This is a genomic window from Dyadobacter psychrophilus (assembly GCF_900167945.1).
Lineage (GTDB): Bacteria > Bacteroidota > Bacteroidia > Cytophagales > Spirosomataceae > Dyadobacter > Dyadobacter psychrophilus.
In genome coordinates this window covers 33,481-59,393 of sequence record NZ_FUZA01000009.1, presented here as the reverse complement: position 1 = coordinate 59,393, position 25,913 = coordinate 33,481, and the positions used below count along the sequence as shown (strand labels likewise).

Here is a 25,913-nt window from a genome sequence, read left to right as displayed (position 1 = left end):
TGGAAAAGAGCTGGTTAGGATTTTAAATTTAATCACTTTTCAACGACTTCACTGGGTCCATGAGCGCGGCCTTGATGGCCTGATAACTCACTGTAAAAAGCGTTAATGTTAATGCGCCCGCCGCTGCAAGCGCGAAGATCCACCAGGAAATTTCTGTGCGGTAAGTGAATTTTTGCAACCAGCTGGTCATAAAATAGAAGGATATCGGGCCGGCAACGAGGCAGGAAATCGTAATTAAAAGCACAAAATCTTGAGACAACATTTGCCAGAGATTCGCGACCGAAGCGCCCAGAACTTTCCTAATCCCGATTTCCTTGGTGCGCTGTTCAGCCGTAAATGACGCCAATCCGAAAAGCCCAAGGCAAGAAATAAAAATGGCCAGAACGGCAAAAAAAGTCACCAATTTGCCCGTGCGCTCTTCATCATTGAACTTCCGCGCATATTCGTCATTCATGAATGTATATTGAAAAGGATTTTCCGGGTCAAATTTTTTAAAGACACGCTCTATTTTTGCCAATGCCTCGCTGGCGCTTACAGCCGGTTTCAGCTTCATATTCACCAGGCTAACCCGTTTATAATTGATAAAGAAAATGGTCTGCTTAGCTGGTTCATAAGGCGACTGCGTCACCATGTCTTTCACCACACCAATGACTTTATATTGTTCATTATCACCCCAATGGATCGTTTCATTGATCGGGTCTTTTAATCCCATATATTTCACGGCGGCTTCATTCAATATAAAACCCATGGAATCGGAAACAATGTCTTTGGAAAAATCCCTGCCTTCTATGATCTGCCAGTCCATTGTTTTCCCAAATTCATGGGTTACCCGCAACGTTACAAATTCTTCCGCCATCCCCGGGTCCTTTCCTTTCCAATTAAAACCGCCGTTGGTCACCGTAGTGTTGGTAACCGGCGTATCTGTTGCTGCCAATTCTTCTACGGCACCCATATTGATCAGTTCTTCGCGGAATGTTGCGAAATGGTTCAATATCTGGTCTGACTTGATCGGGCTGGAAATCACATTGCCGCGATTGTAGCCAATAGGCCGACTTTTTGCGAATTGCACTTGCCGATAAACGATCATTGTGCCGATGATCAGGGTGATGGAAATCGTGAATTGGATTACTACCAAAACTTTTCGCGGGGCCACAGCCATGCGGCCAAGTCGGGAAGAAACGCCCTTCAATGCTTCGATCGGGCGGAAAGAGGAAAGATATAATGCTGGATAACTGCCTGCAATAAAAGATGTTAATAAAATAAAACTAATGCTGGCCAGCCAAAAAACCGGGCTTGCCCACGGAATAGCCACTTTCTTGGCAACGACTTCATTAAATTGAGAAAGGCTGAGCTGTGCCAATATCAAACTCAGCAAAAAAGCAATGGCAACAACCAGAAATGATTCACCAAAAAACTGCATTACCAATTGTGCCTTCATCGAACCAATCGCCTTCCGAAGCCCGACTTCCTTGGCGCGCTTTTCGCTTCGTGCTGTGCTCAGGTTCATGAAATTAATGCAAGCCAACAGCAACACAAACACGCCGATTACGCCAAAAAGCCACACATATTCAATCCGTCCGCCTGCATTCACCCCATTTTTAAACTCTGAATAAAGATTCCATCTTGACATAGGGAGCAGGAACATTTCGGGCTTGTATTTGGCTTCTTCGGCGTCGATATTTTTGAGTTTGGCATTGGCAATTTTAGCAGAAACTGCCTCAATATCATTGTTTTGGGCAACCTGAGCAAACACCTGGAACCAGTTATTTCCCCAGCCGAGCCATTTGGGAAGATCTTTTTTCAAAAGCGTCCACGGTGTGATGAAATTTAGCTGCTGAAAAGTGGAATTATCAGGGAGATCTGCATAGACGCCCGTCACTTTCAGCGCTTCTTTATTATCCAGCTTTACGATTTTATCTAATGCATCGACATTGCCAAACACCGCCTTAGCAGTTGATTCCGAAAGCATGATGGAATTGGGCTCGATAAGTCCAGCCCGTGTGCCTCGGATCATTTTAAGGGTGAGCATTTCAGCAATTTCCGCGCCTATGTAATTGCCGACTTTAATGATTTTCTTTTCCCCAAAAGTCAGGAGGTGTTCGGAAGGAAATCCTGCCGTTACAATGTATTTGAAGTTGCTGCCATGCGTATTTCGCAGCTCGGCTTCCAGTTGCAAAGGCACATTGGAACTGGTCTCGACATTGCCGTTAAATGTTTGGTTTTGAAACACTTTTACAATGCTGGCGTAATTGTCGTGATTTTTATTAAACGACAATTCGTCATAGATCCAGAGTCCGATAAGCATGGCCACAGCCATGCCCACAGCCAGCCCGCCAATGTTAATGGCCGAGTAACCTTTGTTTTTAATCAGGTTACGAAGGGCAATTTTTATATGATTTCTAAACATAAGGAATGTTGTTTATTCACTCTTCAAAGCCTTCACCGGATCCAGCAATGCTGCCCTGCTTGCCTGAAAAATCACTGTTAATGTGGCAATGATGAATGTTGATCCGATGGCGGTCAGGAAAATCCATGCGCCGATTTCGATGTGGAATTGAAAGCCTTGCAGCCAATGGTTCATCGCCCACCAAGCCAGCGGTGAGGCAATGGCAAATGAGATCAGGATCAGCGTGCTGAATTCTTTTCCGAAAATCCATAAGATCTGCGGAATGTTGCTGCCCAGCACTTTCCGGATGCCAATTTCCTTGGTTTTTTGCGCAGCCATAAACGAGACCAGTCCATACAAACCCAGACAGCCGATAAAGATCGCAATCACAGAAAATGCCTGAATCAGACTGAACATTAGAGCCTCGGTTTCATAAAACGCAGCAACCTGTTCGTCCAAAAACTCATATTCATAAAGTTGGTCGGGATGCATTTCGCTCCACGTTTTTTCAATGGATGCTAATGTTGCCGGGACATTGTTTGTATTGATTTTGACTGCATAACTATTGTAATTGTCACTCGCCGAAGGAATGCAGACGGCGCTGATCTCTTCGTGAAAAGACTGGTCATGAAAGTCTTTAACAATGCCCACGATCGGGCCAACCATGTTGCCATTAACCCGCAGATTTTTACCTAACATTTCCGTCGGCGACGCCAGATTTAGCTTTTTCGCAAACGTCTCATTTACAAGGAATTCCTTGGTTGTATCAGAAGGAAACAGGTTTCGGCCGGCGACCAGTTTGAGGTCAAATGTGGAGAGATAATCGTTATCGGCAGCCCGCATGGAAACCCGGAACGCTTCTTCCTCCGAGCGGTTGTCGTAAAATGGCGTTGCGCCCCAGTTATTTTGGGAAGATGGCGCCGAAAAGCAAAGGGAAACGCTTTCAACACCCGCGATCTGCCGGAATTTTTCTTTAACCGTTTTGGCCTGATCCGGCGACGAAACGATCGGCACCATCACAATTGCATCCTTATTAAAACCCAGGTTCGATTGCTGTGCGAAATGCATTTGCCGCGCAATGACGATCATGCCAATGATCAGGATTTGAGAAATGGCAAATTGCGTGACAATGAGCGCCCTGCGTGTATTGAAACCGCCGATATGCTGTTGCGACAATTTCCCTTTTAGCGCGGTAACCGGCTGAAAACGCGCGAGGATCATGCCCGGATATGAGCCGGAAAGGAAAGTTACGATCAGGACGATGCCTGTTAAAAACAGCCACAATTGCCAGTTAGAAAACAGGTTCATGCTGATTTGAGACGAAAACAAATTATTGACATAAGGCAATGCAAGCGCTGTTAACACCATTGCCAATGCGCTGGCAATGAGCGTAATCAAACTCGTTTGCGCGATAAACTGCCAGAATAATTGCCCGCGCAAACTGCCCAGCACTTTTCTGACGCCCACTTCTTTTGAAAGCTTCAATGCCTGTGCCGTAGCAAGATTGATGAAATTAACACAAGCCGTAACAATCAGAAAAAGCCCGATCATGGACAGCACCCAAAGGTTTTTCTTTTCCATTGCGCCGCCATAACGCGCATCAAAGTGCACATCGGCCAGCGGCTGCAACTTGTAATGATGCACATTCTTGCTTGTAGGCCTGTATTTTTTGACGTAGGCAGGGAAAACTTTTTCCACTTCACTGGTGGAAACGCCGGGCCGGAGCAAGGCATAACAATTCATCGAGCTCTGAATGCCGCCCCAGGAATCTTCACTGGCCAGCCATTCATTATATTGTTTCAATGTATTATAGGACACATAAATCTCCGTTCGGCGGTCCGTGTTTACGGGCAAATCTTTCAAAACACCTTTGACCGTAACATCAATTTTGTTTACGAAGCGGAAGGTCTGGTTGATCGGATTTTGATTGCCGAAGTATTTTTTGGCCAGCCGTTCTGTAATAATGCCCGTGTTAGGCTCTTTTAAAGCTGTTCGAATGTCCCCTTCGATGAGCGGATAGTTGAAAATCTGAAAAAATTCTTCCTCAGCAAACGCAACGCCATCCGGCTCGCTGAACTTTTTAACATCTTTTCCCTGCTTCACAGTTACCAGCAATTCTTCAAATGTTGCTATGCGCGCCACTTTTTCTGCGAAAGTGTAATCGTTCCGAAAAGCTTTCCCCAACGGACTGGGCACGCCGGCGGTGTAGGAAATATTGTCGCGGTGCTGCTCGGTTACAATCCGGTAAATGCGGTCCGCATTCGCGTGAAAGTTATCGAAGCCTAGATGATATTTGACCAATAAAAAAATCAACAAACCGCAGGTCATGCCTAATGTTAAGCCCGAAACATTGAGGATTGCATAAGCTTTGTTACGGTTCAAATGTCTGAACGCGATTTTAATGTAGTTACGGATCATAATATAAGCCTGGCTAGTAAAACAGGTGAGTGAAGTTATTTCAAAAAAGCGGCAGATTAAATAACGCGACAAATTGCACGCCAAGCGCCATTTCTAAAATTACTGGCCTGAATATCAATGTCCTACGATTCAATTCTCCCACCGGATTGTCCGTAATCGAACACATTGCGTTCGTTATAGAACGGAAAAAATTCTGGCTGAATGAGCAGAAAAAAGCATTGTGCGGCTTATATCATTAATCAGGGATTAAACAACATTATCCAGGTCCGAGGAAATTTCGTTCAATGAAAATGATTACCAGTAACATTCAGCAGGAGGAAAGGGAAATTGCCCTGTGGCGTGAAATGCTGGCTGGAAATGTTGCGCCTTTTGAATCGCTGATCGATGTCACTTATGATTTGCTGTTTCAATATGGCAACAAATTTTGCCGCGACCGAGAGCTGATCAAAGATTGCATTCAGGATGTGTTTCTGGAGATCTGGGAGAAAAAAGGCAGCCTTAACCATAACATTCCGCCCAAAGCTTACCTGCTCGCCTCGCTTCGCCGCCGTCTGCACCGAATGATGCAAAAAAACCGGATGCTCTTTCTCGATCATCTGCTGCCGGACGAAGGTTTTGACATTGCATTCCATGCCGAACACCAATTTATACAAACTGAAAACGACCAGCAAATCGCTTCGCGCATTACGCACATGCTCAACGGTTTGCCCAAAAGACAAAGAGAGGCCATTTATCTCAAATTTTTCCAGGATATGGACCGGGATGAGATCGCGGCCATTATGGAAATCCACCCGCAGTCGGTTTCAAATTTACTCCAAACCGCATTCAAATTCCTCAAAACCCAATGGCGGTCGATTGTGTCGCTGTTACTTTTCCTCCGGTTTGTCGCCTGACAGCGGAATCTTCACAAACTTTTAAAAAAAGATAAAAAAATACAGTATCCGTTTTTGGTTCGTGTCTAATGGTATTTAAATGATAACATTTTGACATGGATCAATACCATAATTTTACTTTGGAAGACTTTCTTTGGGACCCATTCTTCCGGAACTGGGTGCTGAAACCGACCAGAGAAGATGAGGAATATTGGCAAAACTGGCTGACGGCAAATCCCGAAAAGACAGGAACTGTTCGTAGCGCCCGTGAGCTTGTGCTGTCCATTGCGCCATTACAGGCTCCTTTGCCGCAAACTGAAAAAGAAAATGCTATCCGCCAGATCGTCGGCAACATTAAAAACGAAGAAGAGCTCGATGAAACTGCTTCAAAACTTCGGCTTTTTCAACCCTTAATGAGCATTGCAGCTGTGCTCATCGTGATAGCAGGATTAAGCTGGACGTTTTGGACCGTTAACCACAAACAGGAAATCAACTACGAAGCGCTCGTTTCTGCCACCGCGACTCCACTCATTGAAAAAACAAATCAGGACAAAGAACCTTTATTGATCAAACTCGCCGATGGCAGCATTGTGAAGCTCGATCCGGGTAGCAAAGTAAGTTATCCTGCAAAGTTCGAACCGGGAAAAAGGGAGGTTTATCTTTCAGGAAAGGCGTTTTTCGACATTGCTAAGGATCCTTCACGGCCATTTTTTGTGTATGCCAATGAGGTTATTACCAAAGTGTTAGGGACAAGTTTCACCGTCCGCTCTTTTACGGACGAAAAGGAAGTTTCCGTGGCTGTTAAGACTGGAAGAGTCGCTGTTTTTACAAGAAAAGATCCGGAGATCAATGAGAAAAAGGATTCCAGGGAACTGACTGGGGTGGTGATTGAGCCTAATCAGCAGATTGTCTTCGTCCGTGAGTCCATTAAGATGACCAAAAGCCTCATTCCCAGCCCGGAGCTTATCGATAACAATGTTACGACTTACGATTTTGAATTTGACGAAACACCCGTTTCGCATGTGTTTTCAGAACTCCAGAAAGCTTACGGCATTGAGATCATCTTTGATAAAAACATCATGAATGAATGTCCGATCACTGCCAAACTGTCGGAAATGACACTTTATGAGAAATTAGACCTTGTATGTAAGGCAGTTGGAGCCAGTTATGAGCTGATCGACGGCCGCATTATCGTGGAAGGAAAAGGCTGTAAAAATATTTGAAAAAAATAGCCGGTAATGGTGGAACATTACCGGCCGTGTAAGTAACCCCCGAAGTTTTGCCGACTGTCATCCTTAGAAAGATGCGGGGGAAAGTTTTTGCCAATAATCAATTAACAAAACTGTTCAAAACTATGAAAATACCAGTACAGTTCAATCGTAAACTGTTAGTTCTTATGCGGATAAGTTTGGTTCAGCTCGTCATTGCTTTGTTGTTCATGGGAACGGCCACGGCTGTTGACGTGCGCGCCCAGGAGCTGCTGAGTAAGAAGATCACTTTGCAGGCCCAGGAACAGGAAGTAAAAAAAGTGCTCAGCCTGATCGAGAAGCAGGCTGGCGTACGCTTTATTTTCAGTTCCAAGCTCATTCAGTCGGGCAGGAAAGTGAGCATTCAGCAATCCAACCAGGAATTGTCGAAGGTGCTCAATGATTTTCTGGTGCCGCTGGGCCTTACTTATGAGGTTTCGGGAAAAAATATTGTGATCCGGCCTTCCGAAACAAAATCGGCAACGGATAATGCTGAGGCGTCCATTAAGCCGGATTTGATCCGGTCTACGGAAATAACGATTAAGGGAAAAATCACAGATTCCGAGACAAAAGAGCCGCTTCCTGGCGTAAACATTCTCATTAAGGGAACACAATCGGGAACGTCCACGGACGCAACGGGCAGTTATACATTGTCGGTGCCCGATGCCAACACGGTTTTGGTGCTGAGTTTCGTGGGTTACGAGCCGCAGGAAATCAGAGTAGGCAACCGCACTGAAATTGACATTACACTGAAAACCGATCAGAAATCGCTGGAGGAAGTGCTTGTTGTGGGTTATGGAACGGTGAAAAAGAGTGATGTGACGGGTTCGGTTTCTTCCGTAAAATCGCAGGAATTGACTGCATATCCTGCATTGGGAACGGTGCAAGCATTGCAGGGACGCGCGGCGGGGGTTCAGATCCAGTCTAACAATGGTGAGCCGGGATCCAATTTTAAAGTGCGGATCAGGGGCGGAACTTCTATTAATGCCAGCAGTGATCCGATTTACGTGGTGGACGGTTTTGTCGGCGGCGCTATCCCACCTCCGGAAGACATTGAATCCATCGAAATCCTGAAAGATGCCTCTGCAACAGCCATTTACGGTTCGAGAGGTGCAAATGGTGTGATCATGGTGACGACCAAAAAAGGACAGTCGGGCAAGCCAAGAATTGAATTTAACACCTCCTTTTCTACACAAAGAGAAATCAACCGGCTCGATTTGCTGAATGCAAGTCAGTTTTTGGATTATGTAAAAGAGGCAAGGCCTAATGTTGTTTCGCAAGGCGCGGACACCGATTGGCAAGATCTAATTTTCCGTAAAGGTGCCATTCAAAACCACCAGGTTTCGGTTGCCGGCGGCAGCGATGCGGTCAAATATTACGTATCAGGAGCATATTATGATCAAAAAGGCGTGATTCTGAATTCTGATTATAATCGTTTTTCGATCACCAGTAACATTGACATTCAGGCTGCAAAACGTTTGAAACTGGGTCTTAACCTGTTTGCACAGCGCGTTTCGCGTAACCAGGCCAGAACGCAGGAAGGATCGAGCGGGCTAACGCCGGGTGTGACTTCTTCTGCATTCAAATTTGAACCGGACCAGCCGATTGTAGGCGCTAATGGCCGTTTCACAGTGGCCAGATTAAATGACCCGATCGATAACCCTTATGCCATCGCAACGCAATTGCAAAATGAGTCATTGAACGACCGTGTACAAGGCAACTTTTACGCTGAATACAGCATTTGGGACGATTTGAAATTCCGTATCACATTAGGTGCAACCACCAACAGCGGCAGAACGGGCGAATTCACGCCTACGACCCTGAATGATGGGCGCAATGTAGGCGGTTCGGCGTCTGTGAGAGGCACCAAAAGCACATTGCTGCTGAACGAGAATTATTTAACCTACACCAAAAAAATTGGCACAAACCATGACATTTCTGCCATGCTGGGTTATTCTTACCAAACATCTTCGAGTGAAAACTGGGGCGGAACGGGCCAATCCTTCATCACGGACGCGGTTTCTTACTGGAATTTGGGTGGAGCTTCCGTTTGGCAAAGCCCTAATTCGGGCCTTACGGAATGGCAGCTGGCCTCCTACTATGCCAGGTTGACCTATGGCTTGCTGGACCGTTATCTTTTCACAGCCAACATTCGTCAGGACGGTTCTTCCAATTTTAGTAAAAACCACAAATGGGCAACATTTCCTTCCGGTGCATTTGCCTGGAAACTTTCCAGCGAGCCATTTATGCAGAATGTGACGGCAATCAGCCAATGGAAATGGCGCGTGAGCTACGGATTGACGGGCAACCAGGCCATTGAGCCTTATCAAACCATGTCACGTTTCTCCAATGTTTACACTATTATCAATGGCGTTCCGGTGAATGCAGTGCGTCCTACAACGGTTGCTAATGATGACCTGACATGGGAAACTACGCACCAGCTTAACATTGGAACCGATTTCAGCGTGCTGAACAACCGCCTGAACATTACCGCTGATTATTACCGCCGTGTTACGAAGGATCTGCTTTTCAGCGTTCAATTGCCACAATATTCAGGTTATAGCAACCAGTTAAAGAACATTGGTTCGGTTGAAAACAAAGGTTTTGAATTGACGGTAAACACGCGAAATCTGGTAGGCGAGTTCAAATGGAATACGGACATCAACTTCTCACTGAACCGGAACAAAGTTTTGTCATTGCCGAATGGAACGGACATTCTGTATGCTTCGGGGCCCGGCCATCTAGTGGGATTGGGCCAAACGCAAATCCTGCGTGAAGGCCAGCCTGTAGGATCTTTTTATGGCTGGATTTATGACGGCGTTTATCAGGAAGGCGATAGTTTCATTCCAGGTGGTGGCTTTGAAACGGCTGCTGGCGGTGAGAAATTCAGGGATATTGATGGTAAAAAAGATGCAAACGGCCAGCTTACGGGCGAGCCTGATGGCATGTTGAACAGCGATGACCGTACGATCATCGGTAATCCGCATCCAAAATTTATCTGGGGATTAACCAATGATTTCAGCTGGAAAGGCATTGACCTCAATGTTTTCTTCCAGGCGTCGCAAGGCAATGATATGCTGAATTACACGCTGATGGAGCTGAACCTGCTGTCCGGAATTAACAACGCGACAACAGAAGCCCTGAACCGCTGGACGCCTACAAACACGAATACAAATGTGCCAAAAGCGATGGCAGGACGCACAAGACGCGTTTCGACGCGCTGGGTGGAAGATGGAAGTTTTGTTCGTTTGAAAAACATTTCGTTGGGATACAACATCCCCAAGCCGGTTTTAGACAAGCTGCACATCAGCAAGTTACGCATCTATGCAAGTGCGCAGAACATTCTGACATTTACGAAATACAAAGGTTTTGATCCGGAGGTCAATTATTCTTCTGACGACAACAGTACGAACAGTAACCGTAACCTTGGATTGGATTATGGAAGTTATCCAAATGCCAAATCCTACACCATTGGGCTGAATGTTGGTTTCTAATTCCTGACTCTTAATTCGACTTAAAATGAAGCATTTAACAAATAGATTTTTACTTTTTATACTCACCGCGAGCTTCTCGCTGGGCTGCGCCGACCTCGACGAAAAACCAGTGGGCTTACTTGCGCCAGAATCATTATTCCGGACTTCCAAGGATGTGGAAACTGCGATTTTCGGGGCTTATGGCTGGATTGCGACGGAGCGGCTCTATGGCAGGCAGTTTGTTTCAGCATTAATGTTGCGCAGCGATATGGTGGACATTGGCGACCGCGGAACGCCGGCTGAGCGGCAGCAGGTGAATGACTTCAATATGGATGACAACAATAACATGGTGAACCAGTTTTGGCCAACCTGGTATCAGGTCATCAGCGCTGCCAATGCGGCTATTTCGGGTGGGCAACAATTGGGATTGCCTGAAAACGAGATCAATCCGTTGCTGGCCGAAGCGCGTTTTGTGCGTGCATTCGCTTATTTTAATCTCGTGCAGGTTTTCGGCGACGTTCCTTACATTGATTATTTCATCAGTAATCCGGAGGCTGTGAAGGCTATTTCAAGAACACCAGCGGCAACTGTTTACGGCAGCATTATCTCCGATCTGGAATTCGCTAAACAATGGTTACCCGAAAAACAGCCTTCGGAAGTAAGGAGCCGCGCTTCGAAAGGAACGGCTGCTTCCTATCTGGCGTCGGTGCATCTGACATTGGGAGATTATGCAAAAGCTTATGCGGAAGCAAAGTATGTAATTGATAATAAAGACAAATTCGGTTACGCATTAGAAGCAGATTTTCAGACATTGTTCGTTGCGCCGCAAGCGCCAAACATGAAAGAGCACATTTTTGATGTGGACTTCCTGGGCTTGAAAAACGGTGAAGGTGGTGCAAATGACGACATTATGGCGCCTATGACGGGTGTACGCGGAGGTGATGCGCCACGTAGCGGATGGAGCGTGTTGGTGCCCTCTATGAACGTTTTCAACACTTGGGATGCCCGCGATTATCGTAAGGAAGTTAGTTTCGACGATTCATTGCTTATCGGCGGAAAACTCGTGCCTTACACCGAATTTCCAAACACAAAACGACCTCATATTGCCAAATATGCGCGATTTGCAGGAACAGCCAACTCAGAAGGACGTTACTCAGATCAGAATTATGCAGCGATGCGTTACGCTGAAGTGTTGCTGATCGCAGCAGAAGCGTCGGTAGAAGTGAACGGCCCAAATGCCGAGGCACTGACTTACATCAACGAAATCCGCACAAGGGCCAGAAACTGGGCCGGCAAGCAAACCACTTTCCCAGCCAATGTCACAACAGGACTTAGCAAAGCGGCATTGATCGACCTCATTATGGAAGAGAGACGCATTGAGCTTGCCTTCGAATACAAACGCTGGTTCGACATCAAGCGCCGCAATCTTGGTGAAACCGTTTTCGTGGGAGCAAAATCATTAGAGCCGCATACTAGCTTTAATCCAGCGAGAGATTACCTGATGCCAATTCCACGCGTGGAATTGCAGGTTAACCCGAATTTAGGGCCGCAGAATCCTGGTTACTAAGCCAAATCCCGGAGGGATACAATATGGGTAGCCGCAGCGCGGTAGCCATTCATAAAGATCGTGATTTCAAATCCCGGAGGGATGCAACAATGTGTATGTCGTTGCATCCCTCCGGGATTTGAATTTGAATTAATGCTTCACTTTTCTACCGATATTTTATCCCTCTGGGATTTTTTATTTAATTATTAGATGCCCTATTCCACCTCAATCCAAACGTATACACTATGGGGAAATAGCTGCACGAGACGTTACAAAAATTGGCTGTAAAGGCTTGGAACAGCCTTTTTATATTCATTTTGTAACTAGATCAACACAAAATGGAAGAGAACCCTCGCAAAGGAAATATTTTCAAATACATTGCTTATGTCTTAATAGCAGCTGCTGTCATTGGTTTTGGTATATATTTCCTGACCCCTAAAAAGCTGACAGCCGCAGAAGGTAAAAACATGTTGCTATTTATTGATAATCAGATTGTTGATATTGACCGGAACCTGAAAAGTGACATGTCTAAACAGGACATTGCAACCAGGCTATCCTGGCATAAATCAAACACATCACTTTATAATGAAGTGAAAGGCAGTAAGGATAAGGTGATTAAACCGAAAGCGGAAATTCTGGAAAAAAAGATCGTTCAGGTGCAAACTAAGGAGTTTCCAGAACTCAGGACTGCCTACGTAGAATCTAAAAAAGAAGTGCTTGGAACTCAGCAGATCACCATTGCACTATCAGGCCCGAAGAATGATACATTGGTTTTCACCGGCTCTATATTTGCCTCGGAAAAGAGAAAAGATGCTTTTTTAGATAATATAAAGCCGATCGTTCAGGACCTTCGTTTCAAGAAAGTGGTTTACAAATGGTCGGACAAGGACTCTTCGGAATATAAAGTAAGAGCCAAACCGGACGCAGAAATTTAACCTTACTCGACTGGCGTGCTGTCTTTTTCCGGCGTATTCGGGAAAAGATATTTGGTGACAACCAGGAAAAATGCTGTGATATTTACTGTCGCAGTGGTGATCAGCGTAATGAGAACCGTGTCGGAAAGGTGAAAATTGAAGCTAATGTATTTGACGCCTGTTCGCAGCAACGGATCCAGGAAATTGTAGCAATAAACCTCTCCAAGGCCATTCAGCCAAACCAAAACGACGACCATTACAAGCCAGATCGACACCATCCAGAAGATATATTCGGCGTATTTTTTCCGTTCCCGTATATTCTGGGACAAGCCTTCCAAACTTACTTGTTGAAGCAGTGTAAGGAAGGTTTTTTCGCTAACGTCTTGTTCGGTGGATTCCGGAGATGCGGCAGTGACCCAGTTGCGCAATGTATTTTTATCAATGGGTCGTGGCGGATTAAACTGCGGGGACTGGGGATTTGATCTGCTGCTCAAAATAATTTCTAATCAGGTTATCATCAATTACTCCATTCTCGCCCACCTTCTTATATGTTATTTCCCAGGGCGAATTCGTCGCATGGGACCAGTTTGATAACGTGATGGCATCAACGTCCTTAGTGATCTCCCAGGTGTTGTTAATCGCTTCCAGTGCTGATGGGGAAAGTTCTGAAAAATTGGTAAGAGGCTGAAAGTTGACAGTAATGGACGTTTTCTCTATAATGGGTGAATTGCCCCACTTTTTGTAAAGCTGGTAGATCGTCGGGACAACCGGCCCAAACCGCCACGCCAGAAATTTTTCCCTGATCAGCGGATCGCCATTATTTAACGCCAAATGCAGTCCATGCGCAAAAAAGACCATTTTCTGCAATTTCATCTGGGTTACCGGATTGTTTTCTTTGATGCCGAGATTTACAAACTGCCCGGCGATCAGAACGGATGAGTACATGGTGAATGTTTGAGATTGTTAAAATCCATACTGAATATTATGCAATGTACACAGTATCAGCACAAATAAACATGGCAAAGTCTAAAAAAGTTTATAAAAACAGCGCTATAAGGCTTCATGAAGCCTTATAGTCAGGCTGTTCATAGAAACTGGAGAAACGTTGTGCCGAATTTTAGGGTGATCATTCCGCCATATTCTGCCTTGTTGAAGCTGTCCGCACCTTTTGTTCTTAAACTTAGGAACGGCGAGATTCCAATTTTTACATTCGGACTGTCCTTTACGGCGGGATAAAAGAAGATCCAGCTTTCCAGCCTTAACCGGTTTAAGTTTCCAAACGGACCATTATCACCTTTGTTACCCGTGAAGTCATAATAAATCGTTGGGGCATAACTGAAATTGCCCTTGCCAGGATATATCTGTAACGAGAATGCCGGTGAAAATACAGGGCGAGCGCTTGGGGCCTCCACGACAATATTGGTAATTGTTAAAAAACCGCCTGGATTAGGCGCATTCAAAACACTTGCTTCTGCCGCAGCTTTCCAGTCATAAGCATAACGTAACCTGAACTGCGGCGAAAATTGCTTTGCTCCTGATTCGCCTTTTGAGAAAAAGCCGGCATATTTTATTTCAAATGCATAAGAATTTTCCCCGTTGCTGATCTCAACATTGGAATTGCCGCCTGGATAATACTTGTAATTGGCATAACCGTATTCAACTTGCCCTGTAAGCGAGTGCCTGGAAATCCTGCCCACGGCCTGAGTTTTATCCCTGGTAAATTGAGCCGATAGAACACTTTTCCAAGTAGATGTGAACCGGTCAATTTGCAGCACATTCTCAGATTTATTGGTCAAAGGCAAACGGATCACCGGCCTCAGCATAAAACTCTTTCCTTTTTCCACTTTATCCCAACTCATCTCCGGGCCCGCTTCGATCAACCCTTCTTTAATAGATGTTGTTGCATTTACATAGGGAGCAAGCTTAAATTTGGCTTCCTGCGCCAGCGTCATCAACGGGCATAGGAGCAGCAGGCTACAAAAGTATATCTGTCTCATAATAACCGTCTTGTAATTTTAATGTTAAGCTTTGATCCTCTGCGGTTCCTGGCAAGTCTATTCCAAGATTAAAAGAGGCGTCGCCAATTCCGACTACGCGCACCTTAATGCGAACCTGTGCAATGGAAATGGTGCCGCTCCATACGCGCTTTTTGGTGCCATCGGCCTGGATAACCTTGACTCCATTGACAAAAGCATAAAATAATGTGATTCCGCCGCTGACTGGCTCGAGGGTAAGCGTGAAGTCCCTGGTGGCATCCAGGGACAGTGAAAGTGCCTTTTTCTTAGCCATTAATTTTAGTTTTTGATGAAATGTTTACTAATATAATTTTTTTCACTTACCTTTGCAAGCCCAAATTAGGGGTAGACAGAGATTTATAGCGCAATAATTTGATAATGAGATGAAACGTACCTTTCAACCATCGAATCGCAAGAGGAGAAACAAACACGGTTTCCGTGAAAGAATGTCCACTGCAAATGGGCGTAAAGTAGTAGCTGGCCGTCGCAAGAAAGGCCGTTGGAAACTGACAGTATCAGACGAAAAACGTCATAAGCAATAACAGAGGTTTGAAAGTTTGAGTAGAGAACGATAGTTCTTTCATAGTCTGCTAAGTTCGATATTACTCAAACTTAGCAGACACTTTTTTCTACAAGAGCTTGAAAAAAACATTTGGTAAAAATGAACGCTTATGCAGCCCCCGATTAATCGGACGGCTTTTTCAGAGAGGTAGCACGGAGGTCCACACGTTCTACCTTTTTCCTTTTAGGCTGCTCTATATTATTGACAACGAGTCGCCTGCTCCACTTCCCCAAGTCCTTTTTTCCGTTTCCAAAAAATCATTCAAACGTGCCGTCGACCGGAATCTGATCCGTCGCCGCTGCCGTGAAGCTTACCGTTTGAACAAAGAGCTGCTGCTCGCATTATCCACGGAATCAAGACCTTCCTACATTGCTTTTTTGTATCTTGCAAAAGAAATAACATCTTACGACGTTATTGAAACGGCCATGAAGCAATCGCTCAAAAGACTCGAGAAATTGCCCCGCGCCGCTCAAAAAAACTAAATTCAATTCCTGAACATACATGAAAAAGTATCTTCGCTCCTTCTGGCTGGCCATTCCGGTGGTTGCAGGGCTAACCTTCGTTTCGTTCAAAAATGACGACCGTCTATTCGAAATCGCGCGAAACCTGGACATTTACGCCACATTGTTTAAGGAATTGAACGCCTATTACGTGGACGAAATCAATCCTAATCAGCTCATTAAGACCAGTATAGACAATATGCTGCGTTCGCTGGATCCTTACACGGTATATTATGCCGAGGACGACATTGAGGATTACATGACCATGACCACAGGCAAATACAATGGAATTGGCGCCATTATCAGTTCCGCCGAGGGCAAGCATACGGTGATGATGGTTTATGAAGACACGCCTGCACAAAAAGCCGGACTGCAACTGGGAGACGAAATCCTGAAAATCAATGGTGTGGATCTTTCGACACGTGAAGATTTTGACACTGGCAAACTTTTGAAAGGACAAACACAATCCAATGTAACGCTTACATTAAAGCGTTACGGAAGCACCAAACCGCTTGATGTGTCACTGAATAGAGACATTGTAAAAGTGACGAATGTGCCTTACTACGGCATGATCAGCGAAGATGTGGGCTACATTGACCTGAAAGATTTCACCGCAACGGCTTCTCGCGAAGTGCGCAATGCATTTCAGGAATTAAAAGGAAAAGGAATGAAATCTGTCGTGCTCGACTTGCGCGACAACCCGGGCGGTCTGCTGAATATGGCGATCGAAATTTCGAATATTTTTATCTCAAAAGGCGAAGAAATCGTATCGACGAAAGGCAAGGTGAGCGAATGGAACAAGACTTACACCGCCTATAACCCAGCGCTGGACACGGAAATGCCTGTTGTAGTGCTGACCAATAATCGCAGCGCTTCGGCAGCAGAAATCGTTTCGGGCGTGATACAGGACTATGATCGCGGCGTGCTGATCGGACAGCGCACTTATGGAAAGGGACTTGTGCAAACAACGCGCGATTTGTCATTTAACACCAAAATGAAAATCACGACTGCCAAATATTACATCCCAAGCGGAAGATGTATCCAGGCAATCGATTACAGCCATCGGAATGATGATGGCAGTGTTGGTAAAATCCCTGATTCGCTGATGACCGAGTTTAAAACAAAAAATGGCCGTATTGTCTTTGACGGCGGTGGTATTTTACCTGATATCCTGACTGAAAAAGAGACATACTCACCATTGGCAACGTCGCTGGGCCGTAACCGTCTTTTCTTCGATTATGCTGTGAAATTTCACTTCGAGCACCCAACCATTAAACCCGCCAAGGAATTCAGCCTTTCTGATGCCGATTATGCTGCATTTACGAAATGGCTTGGCGACAAAGAATACGATTACACCACACAAGTTGAGCGTGATCTGAATGATCTCGAAGCTTCTGCGAAGAAAGAAAAATCCTTGGAAGTTATTGAAGATCAGCTTAAAGCATTGAAATCAAAACTTTCTCATAGCAAGGACAACGACTTACAGATCTTCAAACCAGAAATCAAAAAAATCCTGGAAGAAGAAATTATCAAGCATTACTATCTCGAAAAAGGTCTGAGAGAAGCTTCGTTCAAAGAAGACCCGGAAGTAAAAGCAGCCTTGGCGCTGTTTAAAGAACCGGCTCGTTATAATGATCTTTTGAAAAAGAAGTAAGTTACTTGACTTGTATTAACAATCAGCAATGTTATCTTACCTGTCAGCCTGAGCGGAGTCGAAGGCGCGTTACCCAGGAGTAGCGCGCCTTCGACTCCGCTCAGGCTGACAGGGATAGTGGCGCTTTCTGCTCCTCCTTTTTATAATTATATGCTTCTTTTAAGTATCGATACCTCCATCCGTGGATGCTCCGTTGCAGTTCATCAGGATTCAAGCCTCCTAGCCAGCTACGATCTCCATACCGACCGGTCGTCGTCGTCTATGCTTACTACGCTTATGGAAAGTGCCGTAAAGCATGCTGGATTTACATTAAATGATCTGGACGCTATTGCTGTTGCGAAGGGACCCGGCTCGTACACGGGTTTACGCGTGGGCGTTTCATCCGCGAAAGGACTGTGTTATGCATTGGATAAACCAATGATTGCGATTAATACATTGGAAGCGATGGCCTTGCAATTAAACGCCTTTTATCCTGAACATTTGCTTTGTCCTATGATCGATGCGCGCAGGATGGAAGTTTATGCGGCAGTTTTTGACGCTACGAACAACTTCGTACAGTCAACACAAGCCGTTATTTTGGATGACAATTCTTTTCAGGAACTGCTTGCGGATAATAAGGTCGTGTTCTTTGGCGATGGCGCTGCTAAATGTCAGAAGTTGCTAAGTGACCATCCTAATGCTATTTTTCTAAAAAAGGACATTCGTCCTTCGGCTGTAACGATTGGCGAACTGGCGGCAAAGGCTTTTCAAAATGATCATTTCGAGGATGTGGCCACATTCGAGCCTTACTATTTGAAAGACTTCATGTCGCCGCCTTCCAGGAAAGCAAGTTCTCTAGCTTGACGAAATTGGTTTTCTGCTTGATCAAATAAACAAACTGCGCCTTTTTCGTGTTAGCATTTCAAGTAAAGCAATATGAAGATGGAAACTGAAGAAATTGTAAACCGGGTTGCGGTTAGCGGCATTGTGTCGCTGGATTTGGAAGAGCTGTATCATCCCGGCGAGCGTGTTTTATACGATATCAAAGACAATTTGTGGCAGGGAATGATCCTGAAAGAAAAGGATTTCAGAGAATTCCTGAAAGCACATGACTGGACGCAATATAAGGGCAAGAATGTCGCGATCATTTGTTCGGAAGACGCCATTGTGCCAACCTGGGCCTATATGTTGCTGGCCGTGCAATTGGAGCCATACGCAAATGCGATCGTTTTTGGTGACCTGAATGCATTGGAAGACAAGCTGTTCGCAGATGCAATCAGCAAGCTTGACATCAGCGAATTTGAAAGCAAACGAGTGGTTGTAAAAGGATGTAGCAAGTTTAATGTGCCAATCTCGGCTTACGTCGAAATCAGCCGGCTACTCAAACCAATTGTTCAGAGTTTAATGTTTGGCGAGCCTTGCAGCACTGTTCCGCTTTATAAAAAGCCTAAGTCTTCCATTTCTTCCTCCATAGCCTGATCGCAATCTTCTTTCAATAATTTGAATGTCATGCGGTGATATGGACATGGGCCGTGCAAGCCAATGGCTTTTCGGTGATGAATGGTTGGGTAACCCACATTGGTTTCCCAGCCATAATGGGGGAACTGGCCGGAAAGTCTGGACATTAACTCATCCCTGTAATTTTTGGCCAAAACGGAAGCTGCCGCTATTGAAAAATAATGTGCATCGCCTTTTATAATGCACGTGTGAGGGATCATGGGATAAGGCGTAAAGCGGTTGCCATCTACCAGCAAATGTTCCGGCTTCATACGCAGCTTATCCACCGCCCGGTGCATCGCCAAGAAGCTGGCTTTTAATATATTAATCCTGTCAATTTCCAGATTGTCCACTTCTGCAACGGCCCAGCAGATGGCTTCACGAATGATATCTTTTTCCAGGTCCAGCCGTTGCATTTTCGTCAGCTGTTTGGAATCGGTGAGATAGGAATGTGTGAAATCTCTTGGTAAAATAACCGCTGCGGCCACAACAGGGCCCGCCAGACAACCTCTGCCCACCTCGTCCAGCCCAGCCTCAATCGCGTCAGAATTGTAATATGCTTTCAGCATTAATCTTCAAGAATATTTGCCATGAATGTACTTTTTGTTCCGATTGCAATGAGCAGGAACAACACTGCCCAATATAAATAAATCCTGTAAAAATCGGTAACATCCCGGGAAACAACATCCCTCGATTTCACTTTTTCAAGCTGATCTATTTGTTTGAAAACGCCTTCCAGCGCGCTGTTATCGGATGCACGAAAATATTTCCCATTCCCCAAACCTGCAATATTTTTCAGCTCTGTTTCATCCACTAATGCATTGGAAACCGCAGCGCTGTCTGTTCGCATGGATTTTTTTTGCTTACCCACGGAAATGGTGTAAACTTTTACTCCAAATGCATTCGCCAACTGCGCCGATGTTGCAGGCCCCAAATTCCCGGATGTGTTATCGCCGTCGCTAATTAGAATTGCGACCTTACTTTCCCCTGGCGTTTCGCGCATGCGGTTAACGGCCACAGCCAGCGCACTGCCGATCGCCGTCCCAGCCGTAGGAACCATTGCAGGGCTTATTTCATCCAAAAAACCGTAAAGCAGCTCATAATCCGTTGTTAACGGGCAAAGAGAAACGGCTTCTCCTGCAAAAACGATCAACCCGATGCGATCTTGCAGACGTCCTCTGATAAATTGCCTGGCAACCAGCTTTGCCGCTTCCAGCCTATTTGGACTTAAATCCTTTTCCATCATCGAATCAGAAATGTCCAGCAGAAGCATAATGTCAATGCCTTCAGAATATTGATCCGTTCTTTCGGAAATAACCTGCGGACGCGCTAATGCAATTAAAATCAAGGCAATGCCAATACCCACGCAAACCGGCTGGACAAAGCGCAGCAATGTCTGCCAGTCACGCGCGCCCCTGACTGGATTATAAGTGATCACCAAACGCTGCTTATGCTTCCTGTGCAGCGCATTTCTGAGCCAGAAAAGTATTGGAATAAATGGCAGCAAATACAAAAAGTACGGATACACCCATTCGTAAGACCGAAAGACCTCGTAACCGAACCAATTTAATGAAAACCACTTTTCCATATTACGATTAAGACATTGGCGTGTCCAGAATGAATCTTCTTTTGTTTCTGTAAATCCGCGTTGCACCGCTTTTGAGCACTTCGAGCGATTCGGCCATGTTCTTGGAAATAACTTGTCCGTAAATGATGCTGTCCATGTTTTTCAATGCTTCGGCCAGCGCCTCATCCGGCATATTATCCACGATTTCCCGGGTTGTATAGGTTGCAAATGGCTTTTTTTCAAGTCTTTCCAAATAGTTTTTCCAAACAATAATGGCCTTCTCAGCGTCCTTAATGTTGTTCTTTTCCCTTGCATTCCGCATAAGGCGGTTGAAGGAGCGAATGTATTCCAAATGTCTGCGCTGCAATTTGATCAGCTGCCATTGTTTGTAAATATCCTGTCCAAAAACCCAATAAATACTGCCTACCACACCGATAAAGAGCGCAATGCTTCCAAGCAAAATAGAAAAATTGAATTCGCTGCTTAGCGGCAAAAGCGATGTTTCAGGTTTTAAACCGGCACTTTTAATTTTTTCAACAACATTGCTTTTGATCAGAAAAACAGAATCCGGTTTCGTAAAAACGGCTGTGCAATCCTTTTTATTAAAGACATAAACTGGCATTCTGAGCGCCTGCGAGCGTGAAACGTCAAAAGAAATCAGCTGATAAACTGCGCTGTCCAGACTTCCTCTTTCATCCGTGCTGGACGCAAAAGCTCGTTTTGAAATAATCTCAAATGGCGAAAAATCGTATAGTGTGTCGGGAAAAAAGATCTCTGTTTTAGGATTGTGGCGAACGCTTAGAGAGAAATAAACGGGTTTGCCGACTTCAATGCTATCTGTCAGAAACAATCCCAATGGTCTTATCTTTTGTCCGAAACCCGTTGTTTGAGAAAGGATTATGGACAAAAACCCTATAAAAATCGCGGTGGCAGATCTGATCATTTTACGACGATGCACTACTTTTGGTATAACGCCTCACTTTAAACAAGTGGATCAGTGCAGGCACATAATCTTCCTGCGTGTTGATTGAAATGTAGTCTGCGCGGTTCTGATGACAAAGCCTTTCCAGTTCAGAACTTCTTTTACTAAAACGGCTCGTCATTTCCTCTCTGTATTGCTTCGAAGAAGTATTAACCCAAACCGTGCTTTGCTTTTCCGCATCGTAAAGCGGAATAATGCCTAAGCCCGGTAGGTTCACTTCCCGCGAATCATACAAATGAATGACGATCAGGTCGTGCTTGCGGGCCAGAGCTTTGAGGTTATGCTGGTAATTATTGTCTATAAAATCCGAGATTAGGAAAATGAGGCTTCTTCTTCTGAGCACATTTAACGTCACCAGGATAGCCTCCGCAATATTCGTCTTGCTCGATTCCGGCACCAACTTGTATAACTCGGAAATAACACCATAACCGTGTTTCATGCCATCCGACGGCCGGATATAGCGCTCATTTTTATCAGAAAAACAAAGCAAACCGACGCGCGACGCTTCCTGGATTGCGGACAATGTTAATACGCCGCAAATTTCTTTGGCTATATCAATTTTCAGTCTTTTCAGCTCCCCTACCTGCTGTGAGGCGCTTACATCGAGCATAAAGAAGGCGGTTTGCTCTTTATCTTCTTTGAAGATTTTGACGAATGTTCCGTGTCCTTTGGCAGAAGTGTTCCAGTCGATGGCGCGGACATCGTCGCCATATTGGTAAAGTCGCAGGTCGTCAAATTCAAGACCTGAGCCTTTGAAAACGGAGTGAAAATTGCCGTAACGCTCGCTGGTCACCGCTTTCCGCATGCGGATTTCATACTTTCTTAGCTTTCCAAGAAACTGTTCAAACATTAGTTTTGCGAAAAAATTATCACCTTTGTTACCCGGCGTATCTAAACAAAGATAGACATTTTGCGTTTTATGAGGTGTCAGACAAACCATTTTCCGAGTGGAATAATCCGCTTTCTGATTGTAATGCTGCTGTTTACCGGCTGCGTGACCGACGAAAAGCAGCCGGAGGATACGATGAGTGAAGAGCAAATGGCGACCATTCTCACGGACATCCACTTGGCCGAATCACGGGTGAATCGCTTGCAATTAAGGTCATTGGATTCGTCTTTAATGATTTTTAACCAACTCAAAAGCGACATTTGGAAAAAATACAAAGTGGATACCGTCGCTTATCGCAAAAGCTACGACTATTACATGACCCGGCCGGAGATGATGACGCGGATTTATGAAAAAGTGAACAAGAATGTGGAGATCCGGGAGAAAACCAATAATATTAAGCTCTGAAAATCACACATTTAACTAACCCTATCACCAGTTGTGAATAATAGTATTGTAGTAATTCCCACCTACAACGAGATTGAAAATGTCGAGGCAATCATACGCAAAGTATTTAGCTTAAGTCAGCCATTTCATGTCCTGATCATCGATGACGGATCGCCTGATGGCACTGCCGCTGTGGTGAAAGGTTTGATGGTAGAATTTAATGGACAACTTCACCTGGTTGAAAGAAAGGGAAAACTAGGATTAGGAACAGCGTACATTCATGGCTTCAAATGGGCGATGGAGCGTGGTTATGAATATATTTTTGAAATGGATGCAGACTTCTCCCATCCGCCGGAAGATCTGATCCGCTTGCATCATGCCTGTGCTGTCGAAGGTCACGACGTGGCCATTGGCTCGCGTTACATTACGGGGGTTAATGTTGTTAACTGGCCGATTAACAGGGTGTTAATGTCCTATTTTGCAGGATATTATGTGAGAATGATCACAGGAATGCAGATTATGGACCCAACTGCTGGTTTCATCTGCTACACGAGCAAGGTTTTAAAAACCATCAACCTGGACAACATTCGCTTCATCGGTTATGCCTTCCAGATTGAGATGAAATTCAATTCCTGGAAATACGGTTTCGACATTGTGGAAGTGCCCATCATTTTCACAGACAGGACCAAAGGCGCTTCCAAAATGTCAAAAGGCATCTTTAAGGAAGCGATCCTTGGAGTGATTACACTGAAAGTCAACAGCTTTTTTAAGCGCTATATCCCGCATGGCCAAGTTCAGAAATAGCCAGCCAGGACATTAATCCCGTTGAAATTTCCAATGCGCTTTCGTCAATGTCAAATGTCGGAGTATGCACGCCGGAAATGATGCCGCGTTCTTCATTGCGGGTTCCTAATCTGTAAAAACAGGAATCTACAACCTGTGAGTAAAACGCAAAATCTTCGCCAGCCATCCAAAGATCGAGGTCGATGACGTTTTCCGCTCCCATATAATCTGTGGCCGAACTTCTGACACGTCTGGTTAACTCGGGATGGTTTTTCAGGAATGGATAACCGTGTACAATTTCGAATTCACAGCTGCCACCCATGGCTTCGGCAATGCCTTCTGCCATTTTTTTCATTCTTTTCAAACCATCAGCCCGCCATTCTTCGTCCATACAACGCCAGGTTCCCTGAATGGTCACTTCGTTTGGAATTACATTCGTAACCCCATCCGCAATAAACCTTCCGAATGAAAGCACGGCTGGATTTGCAGGATTGCGGTTACGACTGATAATTTGCTGCAATGCAACAATGATATGCGAGGCCATTAAAACCGGATCCACCAACTGATGCGGAGCCGCTGCGTGGCCGCCTTTTCCTTTTACAGTTAAGTAAAGTTCGTCGGTGCTGGCCATATACATGCCTTCGCGGAAGCCGATTTTACCAACCGGAATGTTCGGTGCAACGTGCTGGCCGACCATACTTGCTGGTTTCGGGTTTTCCAAAACACCTTCTTTAATCATTAACGAAGCTCCACCCGGCGCTTTTTCCTCAGCAGGCTGAAAAACCAGTTTTATAGTCCCTTCAAACTCTTCTTTTAATTGATTCAAAATCCTCGCCGTTCCCAGCAAAGAAGAAGTGTGCACATCGTGCCCGCAAGCGTGCATCACGCCCGGAACGGTTGATTTGTAAGGAACATCATTGGCCTCGAAAATCGGCAGCGCGTCCATGTCGGCACGCAGGCCAACCACACGTTTGCCAGGATTTCTGCCTTCAATGATCGCGACAACGCCTGTTCCGGCAACGCCTTCCTCGGGTTGCAAGCCGATTGCAGTTAATTCTGCCGCTACATATTTCGCCGTTTTGTATTCTTCAAAAGACAACTCGGGATTGCTGTGCAAATGGCGACGATGTGCGATAATATCGGCGGATTGATCTTTGGCGAGGGCTTTTATTTTTTCTTGCAGCTGAGACATAATTCAATTAAAATCTATTCTGAGAGACTGATATCGATACAAATCATTCAAAGGTAACAATAAATATTGTGCAGCCCTTTTGCTAATAAGCGGCTTGATATTGAATGTTGTTCCAAAGAAAAAAGTAATTTTGACCAGATATATATCAATCAGCCAAGCACAAATGAATCAAAAGGAATTTCTAGAATCGTTGGTTTGTCCGCTTACAGGAACCGCACTAACAATAGCAGAAGACGGAAAATCACTGAAAAGTGAAGACGGAACAATATATGAAGTAGGCGATACGGGCATTGTTAACATGCTTTATCCCAAGGAGTTATTACCAGAAGACGCACGTGAACAATATTTGTACGATCAGGCAGTCCTTCGCTATGACAAAGGCGTTTCCTGGGTTTTTGAAACATTAAACCATTCGGACGAAGCGGCGACAAGACAATTCTTTATCGACCTTATGGAATTGAAACCGGGGATGAAAGCGCTCGAAGTCGGTGCTGGAACGGGTAAAGATTCTGCATTGATTTTGGACCGCGTAAGACCGGGCGGAACGGCAGTTTTGTCAGATCTTTCTCCTAATATGCTGAAAAGAGCACAGGAAAAACTGTCGACAGAAGACGTTAATGTGCATTATTTCCTTGGAAACGGCTCCTACCTGCCATTTCCTGACGATACTTTTGATGCGGTGTTCCATTTTGGAGGCATTAATACATTCTCTGAAAGAAAACGTGCATTTGACGAGCTTACACGCGTGGTTCGCCCTGGTGGCAAAGTGGTTGTGGGTGACGAAAGTGTTGCGCCCTGGTTACGGAACACGCCTACTTACGCTACATTGTTAAAAGCCAACCCGCTTTTCCGGGCCGAAGTGCCTCTGGAAGACGTTCCTGCCAACATTGAGAATTTCAAGCTGCATTATGTGTTTGGAAATGCTTTTTATGTGATGGAATACAGGGTTACTGCGAAGGCTCCGGAAGTGGACATTGACCTGCCGATCCCGGGCAAAGATTTCGTGGATAACTGGCGTTTACGCGCTGAAAAGGCGGTTGATTAATCAATAAC

The 25,913-nt window shown here is 45.1% G+C and carries 24 protein-coding genes; 13 read left to right on the top strand and 11 right to left on the bottom strand.

All coding sequences use genetic code 11. The annotated features are described in order from the left end of the window. Nucleotides 1-28: 28 nt before the first annotated feature. On the bottom strand, nucleotides 29-2,407 hold the full coding sequence (locus B5X68_RS24910) for an ABC transporter permease (RefSeq protein WP_082217486.1): 2,379 nt from the start codon (nucleotides 2,405-2,407) through the stop codon (nucleotides 29-31). A 12-nt stretch (nucleotides 2,408-2,419) separates the two neighbouring features. Further along, nucleotides 2,420-4,804: an ABC transporter permease gene (locus B5X68_RS24905; protein WP_082217485.1), complete on the bottom strand. Its 2,385-nt coding sequence runs from the start codon at nucleotides 4,802-4,804 to the stop codon at nucleotides 2,420-2,422. Between the two features lie 284 nt (nucleotides 4,805-5,088). Here B5X68_RS24905 and B5X68_RS24900 point away from each other — a divergent pair, with 284 nt between their 5' ends. The 5 genes from B5X68_RS24900 (at nucleotide 5,089) to B5X68_RS24880 (ending at nucleotide 12,877) form a co-directional block, all read left to right on the top strand. Beyond that, the gene (locus B5X68_RS24900; protein WP_082217484.1) at nucleotides 5,089-5,697 is read left to right on the top strand and encodes an RNA polymerase sigma factor; all 609 of its coding nucleotides are present in this window, start codon (nucleotides 5,089-5,091) and stop codon (nucleotides 5,695-5,697) included. A gap of 95 nt (nucleotides 5,698-5,792) precedes the next feature. Continuing rightward, nucleotides 5,793-6,899, top strand: coding sequence for a FecR family protein (locus B5X68_RS24895; RefSeq protein ID WP_082217483.1), 1,107 nt, complete (start codon nucleotides 5,793-5,795; stop codon nucleotides 6,897-6,899). Between the two features lie 173 nt (nucleotides 6,900-7,072). Further along, the gene (locus B5X68_RS24890) at nucleotides 7,073-10,417 is read left to right on the top strand and encodes a TonB-dependent receptor (protein ID WP_082217581.1); all 3,345 of its coding nucleotides are present in this window, start codon (nucleotides 7,073-7,075) and stop codon (nucleotides 10,415-10,417) included. Between the two features lie 25 nt (nucleotides 10,418-10,442). Next, nucleotides 10,443-11,963 carry a RagB/SusD family nutrient uptake outer membrane protein gene (locus tag B5X68_RS24885; protein ID WP_082217482.1) on the top strand — a complete coding sequence of 507 codons (1,521 nt, stop codon included), beginning with the start codon at nucleotides 10,443-10,445 and terminating at the stop codon, nucleotides 11,961-11,963. 317 nt (nucleotides 11,964-12,280) lie between these two features. Then, nucleotides 12,281-12,877 carry a hypothetical protein gene (locus B5X68_RS24880; protein WP_082217481.1) on the top strand — a complete coding sequence of 199 codons (597 nt, stop codon included), beginning with the start codon at nucleotides 12,281-12,283 and terminating at the stop codon, nucleotides 12,875-12,877. A gap of 2 nt (nucleotides 12,878-12,879) precedes the next feature. Here the strand turns inward: B5X68_RS24880 and B5X68_RS24875 are convergent, their stop codons facing one another. The 4 genes from B5X68_RS24875 to B5X68_RS24860 all read right to left on the bottom strand — a co-directional run bounded on the left by B5X68_RS24875 (nucleotide 12,880) and on the right by B5X68_RS24860 (nucleotide 15,145). Further along, entirely contained in the window at nucleotides 12,880-13,350 is a 471-nt protein-coding gene (locus tag B5X68_RS24875) for a hypothetical protein (protein WP_141110408.1), read from the bottom strand. Next, nucleotides 13,313-13,801 carry a Panacea domain-containing protein gene (locus tag B5X68_RS24870; RefSeq protein WP_082217479.1) on the bottom strand — a complete coding sequence of 163 codons (489 nt, stop codon included), beginning with the start codon at nucleotides 13,799-13,801 and terminating at the stop codon, nucleotides 13,313-13,315. The genes B5X68_RS24875 and B5X68_RS24870 overlap by 38 nt, the downstream gene beginning before the upstream one ends. A gap of 140 nt (nucleotides 13,802-13,941) precedes the next feature. Next, nucleotides 13,942-14,853 carry a hypothetical protein gene (locus tag B5X68_RS24865; protein ID WP_141110407.1) on the bottom strand — a complete coding sequence of 304 codons (912 nt, stop codon included), beginning with the start codon at nucleotides 14,851-14,853 and terminating at the stop codon, nucleotides 13,942-13,944. Continuing rightward, a complete protein-coding gene (locus tag B5X68_RS24860; protein ID WP_082217477.1) occupies nucleotides 14,831-15,145 on the bottom strand; it encodes a hypothetical protein in 315 nt (104 codons plus the stop codon). The genes B5X68_RS24865 and B5X68_RS24860 overlap by 23 nt, the downstream gene beginning before the upstream one ends. Nucleotides 15,146-15,254: 109 nt before the next feature. Between B5X68_RS24860 and rpmH the strand changes: the two genes are divergently transcribed. The 5 genes from rpmH (at nucleotide 15,255) to B5X68_RS24835 (ending at nucleotide 19,045) form a co-directional block, all read left to right on the top strand. After that, the gene (gene rpmH, locus B5X68_RS24855; RefSeq protein ID WP_015813300.1) at nucleotides 15,255-15,413 is read left to right on the top strand and encodes a 50S ribosomal protein L34; all 159 of its coding nucleotides are present in this window, start codon (nucleotides 15,255-15,257) and stop codon (nucleotides 15,411-15,413) included. A gap of 97 nt (nucleotides 15,414-15,510) precedes the next feature. Beyond that, on the top strand, nucleotides 15,511-15,915 hold the full coding sequence (gene rnpA / locus B5X68_RS24850) for a ribonuclease P protein component (protein ID WP_082217476.1): 405 nt from the start codon (nucleotides 15,511-15,513) through the stop codon (nucleotides 15,913-15,915). A 19-nt stretch (nucleotides 15,916-15,934) separates the two neighbouring features. Continuing rightward, nucleotides 15,935-17,587 (top strand): S41 family peptidase, encoded by a 1,653-nt coding sequence (locus B5X68_RS24845; RefSeq protein ID WP_082217475.1) that lies wholly within the window; start codon nucleotides 15,935-15,937, stop codon nucleotides 17,585-17,587. A gap of 150 nt (nucleotides 17,588-17,737) precedes the next feature. Further along, entirely contained in the window at nucleotides 17,738-18,430 is a 693-nt protein-coding gene (tsaB, locus tag B5X68_RS24840) for a tRNA (adenosine(37)-N6)-threonylcarbamoyltransferase complex dimerization subunit type 1 TsaB (protein ID WP_082217474.1), read from the top strand. Nucleotides 18,431-18,508: 78 nt separating this feature from the next. After that, complete coding sequence (locus tag B5X68_RS24835) at nucleotides 18,509-19,045, top strand: DUF2480 family protein (RefSeq protein WP_082217580.1); 537 nt, start codon at nucleotides 18,509-18,511, stop codon at nucleotides 19,043-19,045. Here the strand turns inward: B5X68_RS24835 and rnhB are convergent. Genes rnhB through B5X68_RS24815 form a run of 4 tightly spaced genes read right to left on the bottom strand, consistent with a single transcriptional unit; the run spans nucleotide 19,003 to nucleotide 22,462 of the window. Further along, complete coding sequence (rnhB, locus tag B5X68_RS24830) at nucleotides 19,003-19,632, bottom strand: ribonuclease HII (protein WP_082217473.1); 630 nt, start codon at nucleotides 19,630-19,632, stop codon at nucleotides 19,003-19,005. The two genes, B5X68_RS24835 and rnhB, sit on opposite strands and share 43 nt — an antisense overlap. Next, nucleotides 19,632-20,651: a VWA domain-containing protein gene (locus B5X68_RS24825; protein WP_082217472.1), complete on the bottom strand. Its 1,020-nt coding sequence runs from the start codon at nucleotides 20,649-20,651 to the stop codon at nucleotides 19,632-19,634. The genes rnhB and B5X68_RS24825 overlap by 1 nt, the downstream gene beginning before the upstream one ends. Before the next feature lie 7 nt (nucleotides 20,652-20,658). Next, a complete protein-coding gene (locus B5X68_RS24820) occupies nucleotides 20,659-21,573 on the bottom strand; it encodes a hypothetical protein (RefSeq protein ID WP_082217471.1) in 915 nt (304 codons plus the stop codon). A 1-nt stretch (nucleotide 21,574) separates the two neighbouring features. After that, nucleotides 21,575-22,462 (bottom strand): DUF58 domain-containing protein, encoded by an 888-nt coding sequence (locus B5X68_RS24815; RefSeq protein ID WP_082217470.1) that lies wholly within the window; start codon nucleotides 22,460-22,462, stop codon nucleotides 21,575-21,577. 69 nt (nucleotides 22,463-22,531) lie between these two features. Between B5X68_RS24815 and B5X68_RS24810 the strand changes: the two genes are divergently transcribed. Together B5X68_RS24810 and B5X68_RS24805 are read left to right on the top strand one after the other, a co-directional pair. After that, nucleotides 22,532-22,906: a DUF4296 domain-containing protein gene (locus B5X68_RS24810; protein WP_082217469.1), complete on the top strand. Its 375-nt coding sequence runs from the start codon at nucleotides 22,532-22,534 to the stop codon at nucleotides 22,904-22,906. A gap of 33 nt (nucleotides 22,907-22,939) precedes the next feature. Then, nucleotides 22,940-23,689, top strand: coding sequence for a polyprenol monophosphomannose synthase (locus tag B5X68_RS24805; RefSeq protein WP_082217468.1), 750 nt, complete (start codon nucleotides 22,940-22,942; stop codon nucleotides 23,687-23,689). Here B5X68_RS24805 and B5X68_RS24800 read toward each other — a convergent pair. Then, nucleotides 23,652-24,860 (bottom strand): M20 metallopeptidase family protein, encoded by a 1,209-nt coding sequence (locus B5X68_RS24800; RefSeq protein ID WP_082217467.1) that lies wholly within the window; start codon nucleotides 24,858-24,860, stop codon nucleotides 23,652-23,654. The two genes, B5X68_RS24805 and B5X68_RS24800, sit on opposite strands and share 38 nt — an antisense overlap. A gap of 163 nt (nucleotides 24,861-25,023) precedes the next feature. Between B5X68_RS24800 and B5X68_RS24795 the strand changes: the two genes are divergently transcribed. Next, nucleotides 25,024-25,905: a class I SAM-dependent methyltransferase gene (locus tag B5X68_RS24795; protein WP_082217466.1), complete on the top strand. Its 882-nt coding sequence runs from the start codon at nucleotides 25,024-25,026 to the stop codon at nucleotides 25,903-25,905. Nucleotides 25,906-25,913: the final 8 nt, after the last annotated feature.

Coding starts and splice junctions, on each gene's coding strand:
- B5X68_RS24910 (WP_082217486.1), bottom strand. CDS start 2,407: ATGTTTAGAAATCATATAAAAATTGCCCTTCGTAACCTGATTAAAAAC.
- B5X68_RS24905 (WP_082217485.1), bottom strand. CDS start 4,804: ATGATCCGTAACTACATTAAAATCGCGTTCAGACATTTGAACCGTAAC.
- B5X68_RS24900 (WP_082217484.1), top strand. CDS start 5,089: ATGAAAATGATTACCAGTAACATTCAGCAGGAGGAAAGGGAAATTGCC.
- B5X68_RS24895 (WP_082217483.1), top strand. CDS start 5,793: ATGGATCAATACCATAATTTTACTTTGGAAGACTTTCTTTGGGACCCA.
- B5X68_RS24890 (WP_082217581.1), top strand. CDS start 7,073: ATGCGGATAAGTTTGGTTCAGCTCGTCATTGCTTTGTTGTTCATGGGA.
- B5X68_RS24885 (WP_082217482.1), top strand. CDS start 10,443: ATGAAGCATTTAACAAATAGATTTTTACTTTTTATACTCACCGCGAGC.
- B5X68_RS24880 (WP_082217481.1), top strand. CDS start 12,281: ATGGAAGAGAACCCTCGCAAAGGAAATATTTTCAAATACATTGCTTAT.
- B5X68_RS24870 (WP_082217479.1), bottom strand. CDS start 13,801: ATGTACTCATCCGTTCTGATCGCCGGGCAGTTTGTAAATCTCGGCATC.
- B5X68_RS24865 (WP_141110407.1), bottom strand. CDS start 14,853: ATGAGACAGATATACTTTTGTAGCCTGCTGCTCCTATGCCCGTTGATG.
- B5X68_RS24860 (WP_082217477.1), bottom strand. CDS start 15,145: ATGGCTAAGAAAAAGGCACTTTCACTGTCCCTGGATGCCACCAGGGAC.
- rpmH (WP_015813300.1), top strand. CDS start 15,255: ATGAAACGTACCTTTCAACCATCGAATCGCAAGAGGAGAAACAAACAC.
- B5X68_RS24845 (WP_082217475.1), top strand. CDS start 15,935: ATGAAAAAGTATCTTCGCTCCTTCTGGCTGGCCATTCCGGTGGTTGCA.
- tsaB (WP_082217474.1), top strand. CDS start 17,738: ATGCTTCTTTTAAGTATCGATACCTCCATCCGTGGATGCTCCGTTGCA.
- B5X68_RS24835 (WP_082217580.1), top strand. CDS start 18,509: ATGGAAACTGAAGAAATTGTAAACCGGGTTGCGGTTAGCGGCATTGTG.
- rnhB (WP_082217473.1), bottom strand. CDS start 19,632: ATGCTGAAAGCATATTACAATTCTGACGCGATTGAGGCTGGGCTGGAC.
- B5X68_RS24825 (WP_082217472.1), bottom strand. CDS start 20,651: ATGGAAAAGTGGTTTTCATTAAATTGGTTCGGTTACGAGGTCTTTCGG.
- B5X68_RS24820 (WP_082217471.1), bottom strand. CDS start 21,573: ATGATCAGATCTGCCACCGCGATTTTTATAGGGTTTTTGTCCATAATC.
- B5X68_RS24815 (WP_082217470.1), bottom strand. CDS start 22,462: ATGTTTGAACAGTTTCTTGGAAAGCTAAGAAAGTATGAAATCCGCATG.
- B5X68_RS24810 (WP_082217469.1), top strand. CDS start 22,532: ATGAGGTGTCAGACAAACCATTTTCCGAGTGGAATAATCCGCTTTCTG.
- B5X68_RS24800 (WP_082217467.1), bottom strand. CDS start 24,860: ATGTCTCAGCTGCAAGAAAAAATAAAAGCCCTCGCCAAAGATCAATCC.
- B5X68_RS24795 (WP_082217466.1), top strand. CDS start 25,024: ATGAATCAAAAGGAATTTCTAGAATCGTTGGTTTGTCCGCTTACAGGA.